Raw genomic sequence first — 19222 nt, 5'->3', positions numbered from 1 at the left:
GCACCCACCGCGGTCTAGCGCGGCTGGGGCCTGAACCCGCGCAGCCGCAGCGAGTTCGTGACGACGAACACGCTCGAGAACGCCATCGCAAGCCCGGCGAGCAGCGGGTTCAGCAGCCCGGCCATCGCGATCGGGATCGCCGCGACGTTGTAGCCGAACGCCCAGAACAGGTTGCCGATGATGGTGCGCAACGTGCGGCGCGCCAGCCGGATGGCGTCGACCACTACGAGCAGGTCGCCGCTCACGACGGTCAGGTCGGAGGCGGCCATGGCCGCGTCGGTGCCGCCACCCATCGCGATGCCGAGGTCGGCCGCGGCGAGCGCCGCCGCGTCGTTGACGCCGTCGCCGACCATCGCCACGACGTGCCCGTCGGCCTGCAGCTGCCGGATGACGTCGAGCTTGCCCGCGGGCGTGACCCCCGCGCGCACGTCGTCGATGCCGAGCTTCGCGGCGACCGTTCGCGCGGCGCCGGCGTTGTCGCCGGTCAGCAGCACCGGGTCGAGGCCGAGCGCCCGGAAGCGCTCGATCGCGAGCGCCGAGGTCGGCTTGAGGGTGTCGGCGAGCACGATGACCCCGGCCACGGCGCCATCGATCGCGACCACGATCGGCGTCGCGCCCGCGTCTTCGTGCGTGACGATGAGCGCCGCGTCCACCTCGATGGCCCACGACTCGAAGAGCCACGACGCCCGGCCGATCGCGAGCGCGTGGCCGTCGACCACGGCCGTGACGCCCGCGCCCGCGTGCGACGCGAACGACTCGGCCGCGAAGAGAGACAGGCCGGCCGCGCGGGCGTGGTCGACGACCGCCCGGGCGAGCGGATGCTCGGACCCGTCTTCGGCGGATGCCGCCAGGGCGAGCATCCGATCGGCATCGACGCCCGCGACCGAGACGACCGCGGTGACAGCCATCTGCCCCGTCGTGACGGTGCCCGTCTTGTCGAGCACGATCGTGTCGATGCGGCGTGTGCGCTCGAGCACCTGCGGGCCGCGGATGAGGATTCCGAGCTGCGAGCCGCGGCCCGTGCCGACGAGCAGGGCGGTGGGGGTCGCGAGCCCGAGCGCGCACGGGCAGGCGATGATGAGCGTCGCGACGGCGGCGGTGAAGGCGATCTCGACCGAGCCGTCGAGCAGCAGCCAGCCGAGCAGCGTCAGCAGGGCGAGCGCGAAGACGATGGGCACGAAGACGCCCGAGACCCGGTCGGCCAGACGCTGCACCTCGGCCTTGCCCGTCTGCGCCTCTTCGACGAGGCGGCCCATGCGCGCGAGCTCGGTGTCGGCACCGACGCGCGAGGCCTCGACGACGATGCGGCCACCGACGTTGATGGTGCCGCCGACGACGCGGCTGTCGAGTTCGACATCAACGGGCAGCGGTTCGCCCGTGAGCAGCGAGGCGTCGACGCTCGAGGTGCCCTCGACGACGACGCCGTCGGTCGGGATCGTCTCGCCGGGACGAACGACGACGCGGTCGTTGACCTGCAGCTGTCCGACCGGCACGCGCACCTCCACGCCGTCGCGCAGCACGGCCGCGTCGCGCGCGGCGAGGTCAAGCAGGGCGTCGAGCGCCTCCCGTGACGACCGCTTGGCGCGCGCCTCGAGGTAGCGGCCGAGCAGGATGAAGACCGTGACCGCCGCGGCGACCTCGAGGTAGATCTCGTGCGCGCCCTCCTCGGGCCGCCCGAGCAGCTGCAGCGTCATGGTCATGCCGGGCATGCCGGCCTCGCCGAAGAACAGCGCGTAGAGGCTCCACAGGTAGGCGGCGCTGACGCCGACCGAGATGAGGGTGTCCATGCTCGCGATCAGCCGGCGCGCGTTGTGCAGCGCGACGCGGTGGAACGGCCACGCCCCCCACACCGCCACGGGCGAGGCGAGGGTCAGCGCGAGCCACTGCCAGTTCATGAACTGCAGCGCGGGAATCATCGACATGAGCAGCACCGGAATGGTCAGCACCGCCGAGATGATGAGCCGCTGCCGCAGCGGCGCGAGCTCGTCGACCGGGGCCGCCACGGGGGCGGTGGATGCTGCGCTCACCTCGCGCGGAACGACCACGGCCGCCCCGTACCCGGCCTTCTCGACGGCCGCGATGAGCGCGTCCGCGTCGAGCGGAGCTCCGTCGAGCGGCCCGCCCTCGGCCGCGCGCACCGAGGCCTTCTCGGTCGCGTAGTTGACCGTGGCCTCGACGCCCGGCAGCTTGTTGAGGCTGCGCTCGATGCGGTTCGCGCACGAGGCGCAGGTCATGCCCGTGAGCTCGAGCTGCAGCTCCTCGCGGGACTCGGTGAGGGTCACAGGATCAGGCGAGCTGGTAGCCCGCCTCCTCGACAGCGGCGCGCACGGCATCCACGTCGACGGGGCCGGACGAGCTGACGGTGACGCGCGAGGCGCCGCCCTTCTTGAGCACGACCTCGACGGCGTCGACGCCGTCGATCGCACCGACCTCCTCCTTGACGCTCGAGACGCAGTGGCCGCAGGTCATGCCCGTGACGAGGAACTCGGTGCCGGCCGGCACGGTCGTGTCATCCGCCGTGTCGACGACGTCGACGAGCCCACGGCTGCCCGACAGGTCGAAGGCCGGGGCCGCGGCGGCACCGCCGCCGCACATGCACGAGCCGCCGCCGCAGCATCCGCCCGCATCAGCGGTGGCGTCGGTGACGGATGCTCCGGTGAGCAGGTTGAGTCGGCTGGGCTGCGAGGTCTCCATGGGGCGATGGTAGCAAACCCCCCTGGGGTACTCCAGGGCCGGAGGTCCCGAGGGTGCTGTGGGCTACCGTCGACGCTGCGGGCGACCGCGATCGGGCGCGATCTCGATGAGCTTGCCGCTGATGCGCGTGCCCTGCAGCTTCTGCAGCACGGCGGGCGAGAGGTCGGCCGGCAGCTCGACGATCGAGAAGTCGGGCTGAATGGTGATGGCCCCGAAGTCCTCCCGGCTGAGGCCGCCCTCGTTCGCGAGCGCGCCGACGATCTGCCGCGGCTCGACCTTGTGGCGACGGCCCACCTCGATGCGGTACGGCGCGAGCGTGCCCGAGGCGGGGCGGGCGCGGCGCTCCGGGCGCGCGCCGTCGCGGTCGTCGCGTCCGCCGCGGGCCGAGCGGTCATCCCGAGCCGGCCGGTCGGCGCGCGCGTCGTTCGCGAACCGCTGCGCGCGCTCCTCCTCGGCCGAGAGGAGCAGGGGGGTGTCGCCCTGCGCGACGAGCGCGAGGGCCGCCGCGACGTCGAGCTCGGCCACGTCGTGGTGCTCGACGTAGTGGCTCACGATGTCGCGGAACTCGGCGATGCGGTCGCTCTGGCCGAGCGCCGCCGTGATGGCGTCGTCGAATCGGGCGAGGCGCGTGACGTTGACGTCGTCGACGCTCGGCAGGCGCATCTCGGTGAGCGGCTGGCGCGTGGCCTTCTCGATCGCCGTGAGGAGGCGGCGCTCGCGCGGCGTCACGAAACTGATGGCCGAGCCCGAGCGGCCGGCGCGGCCCGTGCGGCCGATGCGGTGCACGTACGACTCGGTGTCGACGGGGATGTCGAAGTTGACGACGTGGCTGATGCGGTCGACGTCGAGGCCGCGCGCGGCGACATCGGTCGCGACGAGGATGTCGAGCTTGCCCGACTTCAGCTGGTTGACGGTGCGCTCGCGCTGCACCTGCGCCACGTCGCCGCTGATCGCGGCGGCCGAGTAGCCGCGGGCGCGCAGCTTCTCGGCGAGCGTCTCAGTCTCGTTCTTGGTGCGGACGAAGACGATCATGCCCTCGAAGTTCTCGACCTCGAGGATGCGGGTAAGGGCGTCGACCTTCTGCGGGTAGCCGACGATGAGGTAGCGCTGCGTCGTGTTGGCCGAGGTCGTCGTCGTCGACTTCACGGTGATCTCGTCGGGATCGGTGAGGTACTGCTGCGAGAGCCGGCGGATCGTCGCGGGCATCGTCGCCGAGAACAGCGCGACCTGCTTCTCTTTCGGCGTCTCGGCGAGGATCGTCTCGACGTCCTCCGCGAAGCCCATCTTGAGCATCTCGTCGGCCTCGTCGAGCACGAGGTACTTGAGCTCGCTGAGGTCGAGGGTGCCCTTCGCGAGGTGGTCCATGATGCGGCCCGGTGTGCCGACGACGACGTGCACGCCGCGGCGCAGCGCCGAGAGCTGCACGCCGTACGCCTGGCCGCCGTAGACGGGCAGCACGTGCACGCCACGAAGATGGGCGGCGTACTTCTCGAAGGCCTCGCACACCTGGAGGGCGAGCTCGCGCGTCGGCGCGAGCACGAGCGCCTGGGGGCTCTTCTGCGACACGTCGAGCCGCGACAGGATCGGCAGGGCGAAGGCGGCCGTCTTGCCCGTGCCCGTCTGCGCGAGGCCCACGACGTCGCGACCGGCGAGCAGGGTCGGAATGGTCGCGGCCTGAATCGCGGAGGGCGTCTCGTAGCCGACATCACGCAGCGCCTTGAGCACGGCATCGCTGAGCCCCAGGTCAGAGAACGTCGTCGTTGGGATGGAGTCAGCGGCCGCCGACGTGTCTGCTTCAGCGGTCGTCATGCATTGACGGTACCGCGTCGACCGACACGCCGACCGTGAGCCGTTCACCAGCGTTCCCCCATCCGGTGTGGGGCAGACCTCCAGACTGCGCGCTTAGCGTCGGCGATACCGCGTCGACTTCGGCGCCCGCCCCCCTCTGTTCCGCCGTGGAGTCGCCGATGACCGCGCTGCCGCCCGAGAGCGAGTTCGACCTCGTCGACCTCGTCATTCTCGGCGCCGGATGCGCGGGGCTCTCGCTCGCAGCCCGCCTCGCGAGCGGCGACGGCGACCTGAGTGTCGTTCTCGTCGACACGCGCACCGAGTTCGCCGACGACCGCAGCTGGAGCTTCTGGCAGCACGACCACCACCCGCTGCGCGACATCGTCGCCCACGAGTGGAGCGGCTGGACCTACGCCGACCTCGCCGGCCGCTCGGCCACCCATCGCGTGCCGGGCATGAGCTACCAGTACATCCGCGGCGTCGACTTCTACCGCTGGGCCCTCGCCGAGATCGCCGGCGATGAGCGCATCGACCTGCGCCTCGGCGTCGCGGCCCGCGACCTGTCGTCGGTCACGCTGGCCGACGGGTCGTCCGGCGTGCGCGTCACGACCGACGAGGGCGCGCTGATCGCCCGCCGCGTCGTGGACACCCGCCCGCGCCGCACGGCCGCACTGCTCTACCAGTGCTTCAGCGGGGTCGAGGTCGAGCACGGCGGTGCCCTTGCCACCGAGGCCGACGCCGTCGGACTAATGACAAGGATGCGGAGCGGCGCCGACGGCCTCGGCTTCGTCTACGTTCTCCCGCTCTCGCCGACCCGCGCGCTCGTGGAGTGGACGCGCTTCAGCCCGGTGCCCCTTGCCGAGAGCGTCGTCGTGGCCGAGCGGGATGCCGAGCTCGCGGCCCTGGGCCTCGCGGGGGCGACGGTCGTGCGGGAGGAGGGGGGCATCCTGCCGATGGGTCGAATGCCCCTCGACGAGCAGCCGATGCCCGGCGTCGTGCTCGCGGGCAACGCCGGCGGGGCGCTGCGGGATGCCTCGGGGTACGCGTTCCTGCGCATCCAGCAGTGGGCGCGGGCCTGCGCCGGGGCGCTCGCGCGCGGGGAGGACCCGGCGCCGCATCCGGCCGAGCCGTGGGTTCGGCGGCAGATGGACCGCATCTTCCTGCAGGCTCTGCGCGCGCATCCCGAGCGAACGGCCGACTACTTCATGGCGATGGCGCGCGGCGTCGCCCCGCATCGCCTGCTGCGGTTCCTCACCGATCGGGCGACGGCGGGCGACCTCGCGAGCATCATTGTGAGCCTGCCGCTGCTGCCCTTCCTCGCCCAGCTGCCCGACCGCCGCGCTCGGCTCGTCGCTGCGGCGAGCGCCGCCCGGGCCGACCGGGTCGCGCGGTGACGGCGACCGAACCTGCCGCGGTGACGACCACGCCTGCTCGGTCGACCGACGCCACCCTCCCGAGGCACACGAAGGCTTCCGCCGTCGCGCCGTTCGAAACCCGACTGTTCCTGACCCTCGCCCTGCTCACCGCGCTCGCCTTCCTGCTCGCGAACCCCGAGCCGCCCCTGGTTGTGCAGATCGCGGCCATCGCGATCCTCGCCGCCGTGCTGGGCATGCCGCACGGCGCGCTCGACCCGCTCATCGCCCGGCGCCTCGGCTACTGGCGCACGCCGCTGACCTTCGCGGTCTTCAACCTCGCCTACACCGGCGTCGCCGCGGCGGTCGTCGCCCTGTGGCTCCTCGCTCCCGTTCCCTGCCTTATCGCCTTCCTGCTCATCTCCGCCGCCCACTTCGGCAGCGACTGGAACCGCGAGCGCCCCCTCGCCCTCCGCTTCGTCACGGGCGCGGCCCTGCTCAGCCTCCCCTCCTTGCGAGATCAGGATGCGGTGGCCGACCTCTACGCGACCCTCGCCGGTGAGGGCGCTCGCCTCGTCGCCCAAACCCAGGCCGCGTTCGGTCCCGTGCTGCTCGTCGCCCTGGCGGCGGCCGCGGTCGTCGCCGCCCGCCGAGCACCCCACGAGGGGATCGAGCTGCTCGCGGCCGCCGCCCTCGCCCTGCTCGCCCCACCCCTGATGTTCTTCATCGTCTACTTCTGCGCGCTGCACAGCGCGCGGCACTTGCGCGAGGGCTTCCGCGAGGAGCACGGCCACGGCCGCCGCCTCACCGTGCTCATCGTCGCGACCTACACGCTCGCCCCCCTGCTGATGGCCGGGGCGTTCCTCTGGGCGACGGCCGGTACCGCCTCCCTCGACGACCAGCTGCTGCGCGTCGTGTTCATCGGCCTCGCCGCCCTGACGGTGCCCCACATGGCGCTCGTCACCCTCGGCGATCGCGCCCTGCGAGGGACGCCCGTGACGACCACCCGCTGAAGCCTCGACCCGGCTCGATACGGTTGCGGCATGAGAGGTTTCCCCTGGCCCCGTCGTCGTCGAGCAGTGGTGCTCATTCACCTCCACATCAATTCGCCCCTGCAGCCGATGCATCGAGGGGACGTGGTGGAAGACCCTCTGCTCGCCGCCCTCTCCGCAGAGATCGACGGAGTGGAGATCGTCGATGCCGGAACCCTGTCGGGCGAGGACTACCGCTTGGTGAGTTGCGACGTGGTCTTCGCCGTACCGCCGATCGCCGCGTACCGCGCGGGGCGACTGCTCGTCGCTGAATGCGATCGGATCGGCATGACGCGAGGAAGCACGGTGACGATCAAGGGACTCGAACCGACGCCGGTCGGACGCATGGCGGGTGTCCGCGTGCGACTTCCCGACCTGGTCGACGTCGACGGAGAAGACGAGCGGTACGTGTACTTCAGTGCGGAGTTGACCAGGCTCGTCACCCTCGTCGGCGAGCGCCTCGGTGACGTCGGCACGGTCTGGTCGTGGCGTGTCCGCGAAGACCTCGGTTCTGACATCACGGTCCATGGTCGCGAGAGCGAGCGGATCATCGAAGCGCTCCGTGAGATCCTCGGCCCAGAACCCTCGGCGACGAACATGAGCTTCGAGGTCTTCGCCTGAGGCTCACCCCAGCGGATGGTCGTGCACGACTGAGCTCAGCGTCACCCCGTTGAGGTCGAGGTACAGCTGCCGCTCGGTCACCGAGACGGTGATCGCATTGCGCCGCTCGAGCACGGCGACCGCGGCGTCGATGAACCCGGGGTCGAAGCTGTGCAGCACGATGCGTTCCGCCTCGTGGATTTTCTTGCCCGCCCAGAGGGCGAGCACTTTGTTCGGGTCGCGATGCGTGTAGATCACGGTGCGGTCGGCCTTCTTGCTGCCGAAATGCAGGCGCTCCGCATCCGGAGCCCCCACCTCGATCCAGGCCGTCAGGCGCCCGGTGCGATCGCGCACAATGACGGCGGGCTCGTCGGTCGACGAGACACCCTCGCTGAACGCGATGCCCTCCTCGAGCTCGAGGCAGTAGGCGAGCACCCGCGTCATCATGAAGGCGTCGGTCTCGCTCGGGTGGCGCGCGACGCGCAGGCTCAGCTCGTCGTAGACGCCGCGGTCGACATCGGCGAGCGACCCCGTGAACGTGTAGACCACTGCGCCGGCTGCCATGAGGCCCGAGCCTAGCCCGACGCCGAGACGCGGCGCGCCGAAGCGAATCGCACCAAGAAGTCATCCCTGGTGCGCGAGGGGGGACTTGAACCCCCACGCCCTTACGGGCACTGGCACCTGAAGCCAGCGCGTCTGCCATTCCGCCACTCGCGCGCGACGGGGCAGGCCCCGTCAACTCAGCGAGATTATCACAGCGGGCCCGCGACCCTGTGCGGCACCGGCAAGCCCGGCCGACTACCATCAGAGGGTCATCGGCCGAGGGAGGACGCAGGTGGGGCTTCTCGACAGCTTCGAGCGCGGACTCGAACGCGCCGTGGGCGGAGCCTTCGCCAAGACCTTCAAGAGCGGCGTGCAGCCCCTCGAGATCTCGGCCGCCCTGCGCCGCGAGCTCGACACGAAGGCCGCCGTCGTCTCGCGCGAGCGCATCCTCGTGCCGAACGAGCTGCGGGTGCGACTGGCCCCGGCCGATTTCGCCCGCATGGATGCCCTGGGCGAGTCGCTCATCGACGAACTGACCCAGCTGCTGCAGCAGCACGCGGCGGCCCAGCGCTACACGTTCCCGGGCGGTATCCGGCTCACGCTGCGCAGCGACGCGACCCTCGCCGAGGGCGTGCTCGCGGTCGAGTCGGAGACGGTCAAGGGATCGGTCGTCTGGAGCCCGGTGCTCGACATCGACGGCGTGCGCCACCCGCTCACGCGCTCGCGCACGATCATCGGCCGCGGCAGCGAAGCCGACATCACGCTCGACGACACGGGCACGAGCCGCAAGCACATCGAGATCCTCTGGGACGGCGAGCGCGCTCAGCTCACCGACCTCGGCAGCACGAACGGCTCGCTGCTCAACGGTGAGCCGGTGACGCGCGCCGTGCTGCCGCCCGATAGCGTGATCGAGATCGGGCGCACGCGCATCCTGTTTCGCGTGCTCGCCCAGCGCGGCGAGGTGGCCGACCCGAGAAACCCCCGGAACCCGACTCGAGGAGGCGGCCGTTGAGCGAGCTCACCCTGCTGCTGCTGCGCATCGGGTTCCTCATCCTCATGTGGGCTTTCGTGTTCTCGATCGTCTACGCGCTGCGCTCCGACCTGTTCGGCACGAAGGTGCGGCGCATGCCGGCCCCGGCCGCAGCATCCGGCGCCGCCGCGTTCGCGACGCCCTCGGTCGCCCCCGCCGCGACGCCCTCGAGCCCCGCCGCGCCGACGACCCCGGGCGAGCCCGCTCGTCGCCTCGTCATCACCTCGGGGGCGAAGGAAGGGCTCGAACTGCCGCTCGAGGGCGACCAGCTCACGATCGGCCGCTCGGCCGATTCGGGCCTCGTCATCCGCGACGACTACACCTCGACCCACCACGCGCGGCTCATGCTGTGGGATTCGACCTGGATGATCCAAGATCTCGACTCGACCAACGGCACGTTCCTCAAGGGCAAGAAGGTCGGCGCCCCGACCGCGGTGCCGCTCAACACCCCCGTCAGCATCGGCACGACGACGTTCGAGCTGCGACGGTAGCCGCATGACGTTGCTCTCGGCCGCCGGCTCGCACGTCGGCAAGGTGCGCTCGAACAATCAGGATTCGGGGTACGCGGGCGAGCACCTCTTCGTCGTGGCCGACGGCATGGGCGGGCACGCGGGCGGCGACGTCGCGAGCGCGCTCGCGATCCAGTCGATCGCGCACATCGACCGCGCCTTCGAGAACGCCTCCGACGCCGCGCAGGCGCTGCGCAGCGCGCTGCTCGAGGCGAACCAAGAGCTCGCCGAGACGGTCTTCGAGCATCCCGAGCTCGCCGGCATGGGCACGACCGTGAGCGGACTCGTGCGCGTGGGTGATCGTCTGGCCCTCGCGCACATCGGCGACAGCCGGGTCTATCGCTGGCGCGACGGCGAGCTCACGCAAGTCACGAAAGACCACACCTTCGTGCAACGGCTCGTCGACAGCGGTCGCATCACGGCCGAAGAGGCAGCCGTTCACCCCCGCCGCTCGGTGCTCATGCGCGTGCTCGGCGACGTCGACCTCACGCCCGAGATCGACATCGAGGTGCTCGACGCCCGCCCCGGCGACCGCTGGGTGCTCTGCAGCGACGGCCTCAGCGGCTACGTGACCGAGCAGCGCGTGGGCGAGCTGCTCGACGAGCACCCCGATGCGGCGGCCGCCGTCGAAGCCCTCATCGACGAGAGCCTCGACCACGGCGCGCCCGACAACGTCACGGTCGTCATCGTCGGCATCGACGACTCGGGCTCGAGCTCGATCGGTGCCCCGGTCATGGTCGGCTCGGCCGCGAAGCCGCTCAGCTACACGGCCGCGGTGAGCAAGCGCAGTGTGCGGCTGCCCTCCCTGCTGCTGCATCCCCTCACGGCGACTTCGGTGCCGGCCGACGAGCACTTCGAGCCCGAGTCCGAAGAGTTCTTGCGCGAGCTCATCGCCGAAGACGAGCGTCGCAAGGTGCGTCGCCGCATCACCTGGTCGGTAGGCATCCTGCTCGTCGCGGGACTGCTGGTCGCCGCTCTCGCGGCCGGCTACCAGTGGACCCAGTCGCGCTACTTCGTGGGCGTCTCCAACGGGCAGGTCGCGATCTTCCAGGGCGTGCAGCAGGGCATCGGACCGTTCCCGCTCTCGAGCGTCTACTTCGAGAGCGACATCGACGTCGACGACCTCTCGCCCTTCAGCCGGCAGCGCGTCGAGTCGACGATCAACGCCGACGACCTGCCCGAGGCGCTCTCGATCATCGAGCGCCTGACCGCCGAGGTCGAGCGATGAGCGCCCCCGAACCCGGCACGCAGGCGGTCGGCGCCGTCGTCGACCTGGGCGCCCCGCGTCCGAGCTTCACCGAGGCCATCACCATCACGCTGCGCACGCCCGCGAAGCTGCGCAACCTCGAGCTCATGCTGCTGCTCGTGGCCATCGGCATCACGGGGGCGGCCGTCGCACTCGTGCAGCTCGGAGCGCTCGGCGAGCTCGACGCCACGATCCTCGCCTACGGCGCGGGGCTCGGGATGCTCGCGCTCGGCATGCACGTCGTGCTGCGCATCACGGCTCCCGACGCCGACCCGTTCATCCTGCCGATCGTCGTCACCCTCAACGGTCTCGGCGTCGCCATGATCTACCGGCTCGACCTGGCCGAGGGGTACACGGGCTGGGAGATGTTCGGCGTGCGTCAGATGGTGTGGACGGCGATCGCGATGGTCATCGCGCTCGGAGTGCTGCTCGTCGTGCGCAACCACCGCATCCTGGCCCGCTACCGCTACGTCGCGATGCTCGTCGGCATCGGGCTGCTGCTGCTGCCGATGCTGCCCGGCATCGGGCAGACGATCAACGGCGCCCGTCTCTGGATTCAGCTCGGCCCGTTCTCGTTCCAGCCGGGCGAGATCGGCAAGATCGCGCTCGCGGTGTTCTTCGCCGGCTACCTCGTGACGGCGCGCGAGTCGCTCTCGATCGTCGGGCGCTCGTTCTTGGGAATGCGCTTCCCGCGCGGCAAAGACCTCGGCCCGATCCTCATCGTGTGGCTCGCCGCGATGGCCGTGCTCGTCTTCCAGCGCGACCTCGGCACCTCGCTGCTGTACTTCGGGCTGTTCCTCGTCATGATCTACGTCGCGACGGGACGCCTCAGCTGGGTCGTGCTCGGGCTCTCCCTCTTCCTCGGCGGCGCGCTCATTGCGAGCCAGGCGCTCTCGTACGTCAACGGCCGCTTCGCCGCGTGGCTCGGCGCCTTCGATCCCGCCAACTACGAGGCGACCGGCGGCAGCTACCAGCTGGTGCAGGGGATGTTCGGCCTCGCGAACGGCGGACTCATCGGTACCGGGCTCGGGCAGGGGCGCCCCGACATCGTGCCCCTCGCCGAGAGCGACTTCATCGTCGCGAGCCTCGGAGAGGAGCTCGGGCTCGTGGGCCTCTTCGCCATCCTGGGCCTCTACCTCCTGTTCGTCGCCCGCGGCTTCCGCATCGGGTTCAACGGCACCGACGACTTCGGGCGCCTGCTGGCGGTCGGGCTCGCGTTCGTCATCGCGCTGCAGGTCTTCGTCGTCATCGGCGGCGTCACGCGCGTCATCCCGCTCACGGGCCTCACGACCCCGTTCCTCGCCGCGGGCGGCTCGTCGCTCGTCGCCAACTGGATCATCGCCGCGCTGCTGCTGCGTCTCAGCGACACCGTGCGCAACCAGCCCCGACTGGTGGTGACCGACGATGAATAAAGAGCTGCGGCGCATCAGCATCGCGACACTCGCGATGTTCCTCGCGCTCTTCGTGTCGTCGAGCGTGATCCAGGTGTTCGCGGTCGACGACCTGCGCGCCGACCCGCGCAATGTGCGCACGCTGTACGCGAGCTACTCGGCCGAGCGCGGCCCCATCTTGCTCGACGGTCGGCCCATCGCCCAGTCGACGGCGGTCGACTCGCCCTTCGAGTTCTTGCGGGTCTACCCCGAGCCGGCGCTCTACGCGCCGATCACGGGGTACTTCACGCTCAACCAGGGCAACACCGGCATCGAGGGCGCCTACAACGACTTCCTCACGGGCACGGCGAACGAGCAGTTCCTCGACCAGCTCGGCGCGCTCGTCACCGGCCAGCGTCCGCGCGGCGCGGCCGTGCAACTCACTGTCGACCCCGTCGTGCAGCAGGCGGCCGCCGAGGCCATGGGCGACCTGAAGGGCGCGATCGTGGCGATCGAGCCCGCGACCGGGCGCATCCTCGCCCTGGTCTCGACACCGAGCTTCGACCCCAATCGCCTCGCCTCGCACGACACCGCGAGCGTGCTCGAGGCCTACGACCAGCTCACGGCCGACCCCGACGACCCGCTCGTCAACCGCGCCATCAGCGGCGACCTCTACTTCCCCGGCTCCACCTTCAAGCTGCTCGTCGCCGCCGCGGCCCTCGACTCGGGCCGCTTCACGCCCGAGGATGCGTTCCCGAACCCGGCCCGCCTGCCCCTGCCGCTCAGCACCGACTCGATCACCAACTCGGGCGGCGGCACGTGCGGGGGCGGGTCGACCGTGACGCTCGCGACGGCCCTGCGACTCAGCTGCAACATCCCCTTCGCCGAAATCGGCCTCGCCCTCGGCGAAGACACGATGGCGCGCTACACCGAGGCCTTCGGCTTCGGCACCGCCTACGAGATCCCGATGACGGCGACGCCCTCGAGCTTCCCGACCGGGATGGACGACGCGCAGCTCATGCTCTCGTCGTTCGGGCAGTACGACGTGCGGGTCACCCCGCTGCAGATGGCGCTCGTGAGCGCCGCGATCGCGAACGGGGGCAACCTCATGCAACCCACCTTGCTCGACCGCATCATCGCGCCCGATCTGTCGATCGTGCAGCAGTCCGAGCCCGTGCTCTCGAGTCAGCCGATCACGCGCATCACGGCCGAGACGATGACGCGGCTCATGGTCGATGGCGTGTCGAACGGCGTGGCCGGGAATGCCAGAATAGAAGGCGTCGACGTGGCCGGAAAGACAGGCACGGCCGAGAACGGCGACACGGCGCCGTACACCCTGTGGTTCACCGGTTTCGCGCCGGCGGACAACCCCCAGGTCGCGATCGCGGTCGTCGTCGAAGACGGTGGCGGGCGAGGCCAGTCAGGGTCGGGCAACCAGATCGCGGCCCCGATCGCGAAGCGAGTACTTGAGGCGGTGCTGAGCAGATGAGACCCATGAGCGGGCTGACCTTCGGGGGCCGGTACCAGCTGCTGTCGCGCGTCGCGATCGGCGGCATGGGCGAGGTCTGGCAGGCGACCGACCTCGTCATCGGGCGCACCGTCGCCATCAAGATCCTCAAGGACGAGTACCTCGGCGACCCCGGGTTCCTCGAGCGGTTCCGCGCCGAGGCGCGGCACGCGGCGCTCGTCAACCACGAGGGCATCGCCAACGTCTACGACTACGGCGAAGAGGAGGGCAGCGCCTACCTCGTCATGGAGCTCGTTCCGGGCGAGGCGCTTTCGACGATCCTCGAGCGCGAACGCGTGCTGCCCGCCGACCAGGTGCTCGACTTCGTCGCCCAGACCGCCTCAGCGCTGCACGCCGCGCACCAGGCGGGGCTCGTGCACCGCGACATCAAGCCCGGCAACCTGCTGATCACGCCTGATGGCCGCGTCAAGATCACCGACTTCGGCATCGCGCGCATCGCCGACCAGGTGCCGCTCACCGCGACCGGCCAGGTGATGGGCACGGTGCAGTACCTGTCTCCCGAGCAGGCGAGCGGGCATCCCGCATCGCCGTCGACCGACGTGTACTCGCTCGGCATCGTCGCCTACGAGGCCCTCGCCGGCCGTCGCCCCTTCACGGGCGAGTCGCAAGTGGCCATCGCGATGGCGCAGATCAACGAGGCGCCGCCCGAGCTGCCCGTCACGGTCGCCGAGCCCGTGCGCAATCTCGTGTTCGCGGCGATCGCCAAGAAGCCCGCTGACCGCCCCGCGAGCGCGCAGCTGTTCGCGCGCGCCGCGCAGGCGCTGCGGCGCGGCGACGTCGGCGGGGCTGCGGCCATCGTTCCCGCCATCGCCTCGGGCGCCGCCGCCACCGCGGCGACGCGCGTCATGCCCGCGGGCGACGAGTCGACCCGGGTGCTGCCGAGCATGGGGGCCGTCCCGACGCCGGCGCTGCCGACCGAGGCGCGACGCAGCCCGTGGACCTGGCCGCTCGTCGCTCTCATCGGCATCCTCGTCGTGCTGCTCGTGGGGGCGCTCATCGCGATCTTCGCTCAGCCGAGCGCGCCCGAGCCCGAACCGAGCGACACCCCGTCGAGCGAGGTGACCCCGAGCGACACCCCGAGCCCCACGCCGACGATCGAGACCGTCACGATCGTCGAGAGCGAGTGGCTGGGCCGCACGCGCGCCGCGATCGACGCCAAGGTCGCCGAGCTGGGTCTGCGGCTCGACCCGGTCGAGGGCAACATCGCGCCGAGCCAGGCCGAAGTGGGGCTGTCGTACCAGATCAACCCGCGCGGCGGCGTCGTGCAGCGCGATGCCGTCATCACGGTGTTCTTCTACGCGCCGATCCCGACGCCCCCGCAGCCGGCCAACCTCGCGATCGACCCCGGCGCCGGGCCCTACCCCGGCTCGAGCGAGGTCGTGCTCAGCTGGCCCACCTACACCGACTGCCCCGCGGGCTTCCCGCTGTCGGGCTACAACTTCACGATCGTCGGCGGCTCGCCGGGCGAGTCGCTGCCGCGCTCGGCCGACGACAACGACCTGCCCGTCACGCTCTCGGCGAGCGGCCAGCTGCGCGTCACCTACGTCGCGCTCTGCGGCGCGCTGCAGTCGCAGCGTTCCAACGAACTCGCCGTCCCCATCGGCTAGGCCTCAAGTCGAGCACCGCTCGACGGCCTAGACTGACGAGCACCAGCACAGCATCATCGAGGAGACCGAGGCGCCGATGGACGAGGTTGCAGAGGGCACGCGATTCATCGCGGGGCGCTACGAGCTCGGGCCGCTCATCGGCCGCGGCGGCATGTCCGACGTGCACCTCGCCACCGATGCCAAGCTCGGCCGCCGCGTGGCGGTCAAGCTGCTGAAGTCGAGCCTCGCGGCCGACCCCGTGTTCCGCAGCCGGTTCCGCCAAGAGGCGCAGGCCGCGGCGCGCATGGCGCATCCCACGATCGTGCGCATCTTCGATGCGGGGGAAGAGATCGTGCGCGGCCCCGGCGGCGACGAGACGATCGTGCCCTACATCGTCATGGAGCACGTCGAGGGCCGCCTGCTGAAAGACATCATCGCCGACGGCCCGCTGCCGATCGCCGAGGCTGCGCGCATCGCCCAGGGCATCCTCACCGCCCTCGAGTACTCGCACCGCGCGGGTGTCGTGCACCGCGACATCAAGCCCGGCAACGTCATGGTCACCTCGGCCGGCCAAGTCAAGGTCATGGACTTCGGCATCGCGCGCGCGATCTCCGACTCCGCCGCAACCGTCGCGCAGACGAGCTCGATCCTCGGCACCGCGCAGTACTTCTCGCCCGAGCAGGCGCGCGGCGAGACGGTGGATGCCCGCACCGACCTCTACGCCAGCGGCGTCGTGCTCTTCGAGATGCTCACGGGCCGCCCGCCCTTCCAGGGTGAGTCGGCGGTCGAGGTGGCGTACCAGCACGTGAGCGAGCCGCCCGTCGCGCCGAGCACGCTCAACCCGCAGGTCTCGGCCGCGATGGACGCGGTCGTGCTGCACGCGCTCGTGAAAGACCGCTTCGAGCGGTTCCAGACGGCGAGCGAGTTCCGCGACGACGTGACCGCGGCCGCGAGCGGTCAGGTTCCGCCGAAGCGCGTCGATGCGCCGGCCGACTTCACCTCGACGCTCTTCGGCGTCAACCCGCAGGCGACCGCCGACACCGAGGCCGCGATGCGGCAGCTGAGCGTCGACGACGAGGAGCGCCGCAGCCGCACGCAGTCACGCCCCCCCGTCGCGTGGATCTGGGCTGGCATCGCCGTCATGGCGGTCGTCATCGCCGCCGTGCTCTTCTGGGCCTTCAACCTCGAGCGCACTCCGCTCACCAACCAGGTCGCGATCGAGGTTCCCGACGTCATCGGGCTGCAGTACGAGGAGGGCGGGCAGATTCTGCTCGATGCCGAGTTGCGGCCCGAGCCGAGCACCGAGGTCAGCGCGACCGTGCCCGAGGGCCAGATCATCAGCACCGACCCGCCCGCCGGCATCACCGTGTCGCCGGGGCAGGTCATCGACGTCGTCGTCTCCGCGGGGGCCCAGCGCATCACGGTGCCCAGCCTGAACCTGCTCTCGCTTCGCGAGGCCGAGGCGGCGCTCATCGAGCGCGGGCTCGTGCTCGGCACCGTCACAGCCGAGAACTCGTCCTCGGTGGCGAAAGACGTCGTCATCCGCACCGACCCCGAGCAGGGCACGGAGTTGCGCGCCGGCGACCCCGTCAACCTCATCGTCTCGACGGGGCGCGTGCGGGTACCCGACGTGCGCAATCTGCCGATCGGCGAGGCGTCATCGCAGCTCACGGCGCTCGGGCTGACCGTCTCGGTGCAGGGCGACTCCAGTTGCACGGGCCAGCTCGTCACGGCGCAGTCGCTTCCGCCGGGCGATCAGCCCCAGCGCTCGGAGGTCACCCTGCGCTACTGCAGCGGCGAGGCGGGTGCATCGGGCGCCGACGACTCCTCGTCGAGCACGCTGCGCGGCCCCGGCAACAATCGGGGCGGCGGGCGCAACGACTGAGCGCCCGCGCGGCGCCGTGGCTCAGGCGTGCGGCGTGATGCTCACGAGCGGGCTGAGGCCGACGGCGGTCTCGCGTGCGCTCGGCAGCCCCGCTTCCGCGAGCCAGTTGCCGAGCATCCGGTAGCCGCCCTCGGTCAGCACCGACTCGGGGTGGAACTGCACGCCGTGCATGGGGGCGCTGCGATGACGAACGCCCATGATGATGCCGCCCTCGGTGCGGGCGGTCACCTCGAGCTCGTCGGGCACGGTGCCCTCGACGATCGCGAGGCTGTGGTACCTCGTCGCCCGGAACGGCTGCGGCACGCCCTCGAAGAAGGCGCTGCCGTCGTGCTCGATCTGTGAGGTCTTGCCGTGCATGAGCTCGTCGGCGTGCGTCACGACACCGCCGAGCGCCTCGGCGATCGCCTGGTGGCCGAGGCACACCCCGAGCAGCGGCTGCCCGGCGGCGAGCGCCGCGCGCACGACCGAGATGGAGATTCCCGCCGACGCCGGGTTGCCCGGCCCGGGCGACACGAGCACCGCGTCGTACTCGGCGATGAGGGCCGCGGCCCCCGCGTCGTCGACGACGTCGTTGCGCACGACCGTCGTCTCGGCGCCGAGCTGCTGCAGGTAGCCGTCGAGCGTGTAGACGAAGCTGTCGTAGTTGTCGATCACGAGCACGCGCATGCGGCTACTCTCCCACGGTCGACTCTTGCGGCAGCAGCGTATCGGCCGCCCACGGAAACACCCATTCGACGAGCGCGGCGAGCACGAGCGCCGCGAGCACGATGAGCATCAGGATGCGCACCCACGTCGGGCCCGGAAGAATGCGCCACAGCGCTGCGTACATGGTGACTCCGCCCTCGCGATCAGCCGGCCGCGGCCTCGACGAGGCCGCTCAGGGCGGCGGGGGGCCCGTCGGACCGGGGGTACCACGTCTCGAAGGCGGCGTAGGCGATGATGCGCTCGGCCGACGAGAACTTCGGATTGCAGCTCGTCATCGTCAGCAGTCGGTCGGTCGCCTCGATCTGCGGGGCCTGCGGCACCGGGGCGAGCACTTCGACCGCGGTCGGCCACACGTACTCGAGTCCGCGGAAGACGTACTCGTACCAGCCGTCGGCCGTCTCGACGTAGATGCGGTCGCCGAGTCGCAGGCTCGCGATGTCGGCGAATGGCGCCCCGTAGGTGGTGCGGTGCGCGGCGATGGCGAAGTTGCCGACCTCGCCGGGCATCTGGGTCTCGAGATAGTGGCCGATGCCGATCTGCCGGTTGTTGAGCACGGTGCGCAGATCGACGCCGCCGGCGATGGGCCGCACGTAGTTCTCTCCGAACCGGGGCACGATGAGCGTCGCGAACACCTCGCCGGCCACGGCGGGCTCGGCGACGACGGGCATGCCCGGGTCGGCGGGGCGCTCGGCGATGCCCTCGCCGCGCTCCCACCGCTCTTGCAGCTCTTGCTGCACCTGCTCGGCCGCCTGCTGCTGCTCGCCGCCGGCGACGATGTCGTTGAGCCACACGTACCAGCCGAGGAACAGCATGACGACGACCCCGGCGGTGATGAGCAGTTCGCCGAGCACGCCCACGACGCTGAGCCGCGCGCGCGGCCGGGCCACCGACGTCTGCGTGCTGCGCTCGCGCTGCGAACGCCGTGTGGTCGCCTCGTCGGGCGCCGCGGCACGGTCGGGCTGGGTCACGGCACGATTGTACGCGCAGGCACCGGGCGGTCTCTGCGGCTAGACTTCACGGCATGGCACGGTCTACTGCGCGCAACGCCGAGAACCCCGAGACCCCCCGTGGCGCTGACGCCCCGAACCCGGTCTGGTTCAAGCCCGTGATGTTCGGCTTCATGCTCATCGGGCTCATCTGGATCCTGGTGTACTACGTGAGCCAGGCATCGTGGCCCGTGCCGAGCCTCGGCCCGTGGAACATCATGGTCGGCTTCGGCATCATGTTCATCGGCTTCCTCATGACCACGCGCTGGCGCTGACCGGGAGTTCCGGAGAACTACAGCGGTGTGATTATCCCCACTGTGGAATCACCTGGGGATAACTTCTCGTCACCTTTTCTGACGCGCGTTCAGC

At 70.9% G+C, this 19222-nt stretch carries 18 protein-coding genes and 1 tRNA gene; 11 read left to right on the top strand and 8 right to left on the bottom strand.

Going from position 1 to position 19222, the window contains the following annotated elements:
- Window positions 1–14 precede the first annotated feature (14 nt).
- The 3 genes from NNL39_RS05340 to NNL39_RS05330 all read right to left on the bottom strand — a co-directional run bounded on the left by NNL39_RS05340 (window position 15) and on the right by NNL39_RS05330 (window position 4503).
- Complete coding sequence (locus NNL39_RS05340) at window positions 15–2234, bottom strand: heavy metal translocating P-type ATPase (RefSeq protein ID WP_255160892.1); 2220 nt, start codon at window positions 2232–2234, stop codon at window positions 15–17.
- Window positions 2235–2286: 52 nt separating this feature from the next.
- Window positions 2287–2694 (bottom strand): heavy-metal-associated domain-containing protein, encoded by a 408-nt coding sequence (locus NNL39_RS05335; protein WP_255160654.1) that lies wholly within the window; start codon window positions 2692–2694, stop codon window positions 2287–2289.
- Window positions 2695–2757: 63 nt separating this feature from the next.
- A complete protein-coding gene (locus tag NNL39_RS05330; RefSeq protein ID WP_255160653.1) occupies window positions 2758–4503 on the bottom strand; it encodes a DEAD/DEAH box helicase in 1746 nt (581 codons plus the stop codon).
- Between the two features lie 158 nt (window positions 4504–4661).
- On the opposite strand from NNL39_RS05330, the gene NNL39_RS05325 reads away from it, so the two are divergent.
- From NNL39_RS05325 to NNL39_RS05315, 3 genes are all read left to right on the top strand, one after another.
- Window positions 4662–5876, top strand: coding sequence for a lycopene cyclase family protein (locus tag NNL39_RS05325; protein ID WP_255160652.1), 1215 nt, complete (start codon window positions 4662–4664; stop codon window positions 5874–5876).
- A gap of 20 nt (window positions 5877–5896) precedes the next feature.
- Window positions 5897–6847, top strand: coding sequence for a Brp/Blh family beta-carotene 15,15'-dioxygenase (locus NNL39_RS05320; RefSeq protein ID WP_255160651.1), 951 nt, complete (start codon window positions 5897–5899; stop codon window positions 6845–6847).
- A 66-nt stretch (window positions 6848–6913) separates the two neighbouring features.
- Entirely contained in the window at window positions 6914–7486 is a 573-nt protein-coding gene (locus NNL39_RS05315; RefSeq protein ID WP_255160650.1) for a hypothetical protein, read from the top strand.
- A gap of 3 nt (window positions 7487–7489) precedes the next feature.
- Here the strand turns inward: NNL39_RS05315 and NNL39_RS05310 are convergent, their stop codons facing one another.
- Together NNL39_RS05310 and NNL39_RS05305 are read right to left on the bottom strand one after the other, a co-directional pair.
- Window positions 7490–8029 carry a YaeQ family protein gene (locus tag NNL39_RS05310; protein ID WP_255160649.1) on the bottom strand — a complete coding sequence of 180 codons (540 nt, stop codon included), beginning with the start codon at window positions 8027–8029 and terminating at the stop codon, window positions 7490–7492.
- Window positions 8030–8096: 67 nt separating this feature from the next.
- Window positions 8097–8182: transfer RNA gene (locus tag NNL39_RS05305), tRNA-Leu, on the bottom strand.
- 118 nt (window positions 8183–8300) lie between these two features.
- Between NNL39_RS05305 and NNL39_RS05300 the strand changes: the two genes are divergently transcribed.
- From NNL39_RS05300 to pknB, 7 genes are all read left to right on the top strand, one after another.
- Window positions 8301–9020 carry an FhaA domain-containing protein gene (locus tag NNL39_RS05300; RefSeq protein ID WP_255160648.1) on the top strand — a complete coding sequence of 240 codons (720 nt, stop codon included), beginning with the start codon at window positions 8301–8303 and terminating at the stop codon, window positions 9018–9020.
- Window positions 9017–9529 carry an FHA domain-containing protein FhaB/FipA gene (locus tag NNL39_RS05295; RefSeq protein ID WP_255160647.1) on the top strand — a complete coding sequence of 171 codons (513 nt, stop codon included), beginning with the start codon at window positions 9017–9019 and terminating at the stop codon, window positions 9527–9529. Before NNL39_RS05300 ends, NNL39_RS05295 begins: the two co-directional genes overlap by 4 nt.
- A 4-nt stretch (window positions 9530–9533) precedes the next feature.
- Complete coding sequence (locus tag NNL39_RS05290) at window positions 9534–10775, top strand: PP2C family protein-serine/threonine phosphatase (protein ID WP_255160646.1); 1242 nt, start codon at window positions 9534–9536, stop codon at window positions 10773–10775.
- A gap of 125 nt (window positions 10776–10900) precedes the next feature.
- Window positions 10901–12205, top strand: coding sequence for an FtsW/RodA/SpoVE family cell cycle protein (locus NNL39_RS05285; protein WP_255160891.1), 1305 nt, complete (start codon window positions 10901–10903; stop codon window positions 12203–12205).
- Window positions 12198–13652, top strand: a complete 1455-nt coding sequence (locus tag NNL39_RS05280; RefSeq protein ID WP_255160645.1) for a peptidoglycan D,D-transpeptidase FtsI family protein — start codon at window positions 12198–12200, stop codon at window positions 13650–13652. The genes NNL39_RS05285 and NNL39_RS05280 overlap by 8 nt, the downstream gene beginning before the upstream one ends.
- On the top strand, window positions 13649–15298 hold the full coding sequence (locus NNL39_RS05275) for a protein kinase domain-containing protein (RefSeq protein ID WP_255160644.1): 1650 nt from the start codon (window positions 13649–13651) through the stop codon (window positions 15296–15298). The genes NNL39_RS05280 and NNL39_RS05275 overlap by 4 nt, the downstream gene beginning before the upstream one ends.
- 76 nt (window positions 15299–15374) lie before the next feature.
- Entirely contained in the window at window positions 15375–17162 is a 1788-nt protein-coding gene (pknB, locus tag NNL39_RS05270; RefSeq protein ID WP_255160643.1) for a Stk1 family PASTA domain-containing Ser/Thr kinase, read from the top strand.
- A 21-nt stretch (window positions 17163–17183) separates the two neighbouring features.
- Here the strand turns inward: pknB and NNL39_RS05265 are convergent, their stop codons facing one another.
- From NNL39_RS05265 to NNL39_RS05255, 3 genes are read right to left on the bottom strand one after another with little or no spacing between them, the layout of a single operon-like run.
- On the bottom strand, window positions 17184–17828 hold the full coding sequence (locus tag NNL39_RS05265; RefSeq protein WP_255160642.1) for an anthranilate synthase component II: 645 nt from the start codon (window positions 17826–17828) through the stop codon (window positions 17184–17186).
- 4 nt (window positions 17829–17832) lie between these two features.
- On the bottom strand, window positions 17833–17991 hold the full coding sequence (locus tag NNL39_RS05260; protein WP_255160641.1) for a hypothetical protein: 159 nt from the start codon (window positions 17989–17991) through the stop codon (window positions 17833–17835).
- Between the two features lie 19 nt (window positions 17992–18010).
- On the bottom strand, window positions 18011–18835 hold the full coding sequence (locus NNL39_RS05255; RefSeq protein WP_255160640.1) for a class E sortase: 825 nt from the start codon (window positions 18833–18835) through the stop codon (window positions 18011–18013).
- 53 nt (window positions 18836–18888) lie between these two features.
- Here NNL39_RS05255 and NNL39_RS05250 point away from each other — a divergent pair, with 53 nt between their 5' ends.
- A complete protein-coding gene (locus NNL39_RS05250; RefSeq protein ID WP_255160639.1) occupies window positions 18889–19128 on the top strand; it encodes a cell division protein CrgA in 240 nt (79 codons plus the stop codon).
- Window positions 19129–19222: the final 94 nt, after the last annotated feature.

The sequence above is a fragment of the Microcella humidisoli genome (genome assembly GCF_024362325.1).
GTDB classification, from domain to species: domain Bacteria; phylum Actinomycetota; class Actinomycetes; order Actinomycetales; family Microbacteriaceae; genus Microcella; species Microcella humidisoli.
Note: the sequence above shows the minus strand (reverse complement) of the source record. Positions and strands in the feature narration are given on the sequence as shown.

Bases quoted from the DNA above. Each gene is read 5' to 3' on its own strand.
- NNL39_RS05310 (WP_255160649.1), bottom strand. From the start codon at position 8,029: ATGGCAGCCGGCGCAGTGGTCTACACGTTCACGGGGTCGCTCGCCGAT.
- NNL39_RS05250 (WP_255160639.1), top strand. From the start codon at position 18,889: ATGGCACGGTCTACTGCGCGCAACGCCGAGAACCCCGAGACCCCCCGT.
- NNL39_RS05330 (WP_255160653.1), bottom strand. From the start codon at position 4,503: ATGACGACCGCTGAAGCAGACACGTCGGCGGCCGCTGACTCCATCCCA.
- NNL39_RS05340 (WP_255160892.1), bottom strand. From the start codon at position 2,234: ATGACCTGCGCCTCGTGCGCGAACCGCATCGAGCGCAGCCTCAACAAG.
- NNL39_RS05260 (WP_255160641.1), bottom strand. From the start codon at position 17,991: ATGTACGCAGCGCTGTGGCGCATTCTTCCGGGCCCGACGTGGGTGCGC.
- NNL39_RS05275 (WP_255160644.1), top strand. From the start codon at position 13,649: ATGAGACCCATGAGCGGGCTGACCTTCGGGGGCCGGTACCAGCTGCTG.
- NNL39_RS05285 (WP_255160891.1), top strand. From the start codon at position 10,901: ATGCTGCTGCTCGTGGCCATCGGCATCACGGGGGCGGCCGTCGCACTC.
- NNL39_RS05280 (WP_255160645.1), top strand. From the start codon at position 12,198: ATGAATAAAGAGCTGCGGCGCATCAGCATCGCGACACTCGCGATGTTC.
- NNL39_RS05290 (WP_255160646.1), top strand. From the start codon at position 9,534: ATGACGTTGCTCTCGGCCGCCGGCTCGCACGTCGGCAAGGTGCGCTCG.
- NNL39_RS05325 (WP_255160652.1), top strand. From the start codon at position 4,662: ATGACCGCGCTGCCGCCCGAGAGCGAGTTCGACCTCGTCGACCTCGTC.
- pknB (WP_255160643.1), top strand. From the start codon at position 15,375: ATGGACGAGGTTGCAGAGGGCACGCGATTCATCGCGGGGCGCTACGAG.
- NNL39_RS05265 (WP_255160642.1), bottom strand. From the start codon at position 17,828: ATGCGCGTGCTCGTGATCGACAACTACGACAGCTTCGTCTACACGCTC.
- NNL39_RS05335 (WP_255160654.1), bottom strand. From the start codon at position 2,694: ATGGAGACCTCGCAGCCCAGCCGACTCAACCTGCTCACCGGAGCATCC.